Annotated in this window: 1 protein-coding gene; it reads left to right on the forward strand. The window is 63.6% G+C overall.

All coding sequences use genetic code 11. The annotated features are described in order from the left end of the window. On the forward strand, positions 1-1728 hold a 1728-nt coding region (locus OC446_RS30235; RefSeq protein WP_262032568.1), incomplete at both ends, for an efflux RND transporter permease subunit.

The following is a 1728-nucleotide window of genomic DNA, read 5'->3' on the forward strand; positions in this document are numbered from 1 at the left end:
CCATCGTCAGCTTCAACGGCAGCCAGGGCACCTTCATCGGCATCACGCCGACGCCGTCGGCCAACCCGCTGACGGTTGCCGCGGAGGTGACCAAGGCCATCGACGCGATCCGCACGACCCTGCCCCAGGGCATGACGGTCGAGATCGTCTACGATGCCTCGAACTTCATCTCGGCCTCCATCGAGGAGGTGTTCAAGACCATCGGTGAGGCGGCCCTCATCGTCGTGGTGGTGATCCTGCTGTTCCTGGGCTCGTTCCGCTCGGTGCTGATCCCCATCGTGACGATCCCGCTCTCGCTCGTCGGCGTCTGCTTCTTCCTCTTCGCGCTGGGCTACTCGATCAACCTGCTGACCCTGCTTGCCATGGTGCTCGCCATCGGCCTCGTGGTCGACGACGCCATCGTGGTGCTCGAGAACATCCATCGACACATCGAGGAGGGCTTGAAGCCCGTCGAGGCGGCCATCGTGGGCATGAAGGAAATCTTCGTACCCATCGTGTCGATGACGATCACGCTGGCGGCGGTGTATGCGCCGATCGGCTTCACGACAGGCCTGACAGGCTCGCTGTTCCGCGAGTTCGCCTTCACGCTTGCGGGCGCGGTGATCATCTCGGGCATCGTCGCGGTGACGCTCTCGCCTATGATGTCATCAAGGCTGCTGAAGTCGCATGGCGGCCAAGGGCGCTTTGCCGCCTTGATCGATCGCGTCTTCACGCGCATCGAGAACTGGTATGCCCGGCGCCTGAAGGGCTCTCTGGATTATCGCGGCGTGACCCTGGTCATCGTTGCGGTTCTTCTTGGCACGACGGCCTTCCTGTTCACCAAGACATCCTCGGAGCTTGCGCCGGAAGAGGATCAGGGCGCCTATCTCGGCATCCTGAATGCGCCGAAATATGCGACGGCCGATTACACGCAGGCCTTCTCCAAGCAGTTCACCAATGCGGCCGAGAAGATCCCCGAGATCGACGACAGCTTCCTGATCGTCGGCATTGACGGCGCGGGCGGCGGCTTCTTCGGCTTCAAGCTGAAGGAGTGGAGCGAGCGCGAGAAGAAGGGCGCCGAGACCAAGCAGGACATTCAGAACCTCCTGAATGAGAATGCCGGGCTGCAGGCCTTCGCCTTCGCACCTCCGTCCCTGCCCGGCGCCGGTGACGGTCTGCCGATCCAGTACGTGATGCGCACCATCGGCGATTCCTCCCAGGCCTATGAGGTCGCGGAGCAGGTTCGCCAGCGCGCCATGAAATCCGGCAAGTTCATCGTGGTGCAGAACTCCATCTCGTATGAGACGCCGCGTGCCCGCATCACGGTCGATCGCGACCGGGCGGCCGCCTTGGGCGTGGCCGTATCCGAGATCGGCAACACGCTGGGCGCCCTTGTCGGCGGCGCGCCGATCTCCAAGTTCGACCGCGACAACCGGAGCTACGACGTGGTCAGCCAGGTGCGGCAGGAGGATCGCCTCAATCCCGAGCGTCTTGGCGAGTACTATGTCCGTGCTTCCGACGGCTCCATGGTTCCGCTCTCCGCGCTCGTGAGCTTCAAGACTGATGCGGCGCCTGCGGCCATCGAGCAGTTCAACCAGCTCAACTCGGCGACCCTGTCGGCACTGCCTCTGCCGGGCGTCACGACCTCGGAAGGTCTCGCGACCCTGCAATCCATCGCACGCGAGGTCATGCCGCAGGGCTTCTACGAGGATTATGCCGGCCAGTCCCGCCTGGAGATCCAGGAGGGAA

Source organism: Microvirga sp. Mcv34, assembly GCF_024519725.1.
Classification (GTDB): Bacteria; Pseudomonadota; Alphaproteobacteria; order Rhizobiales; family Beijerinckiaceae; genus Microvirga.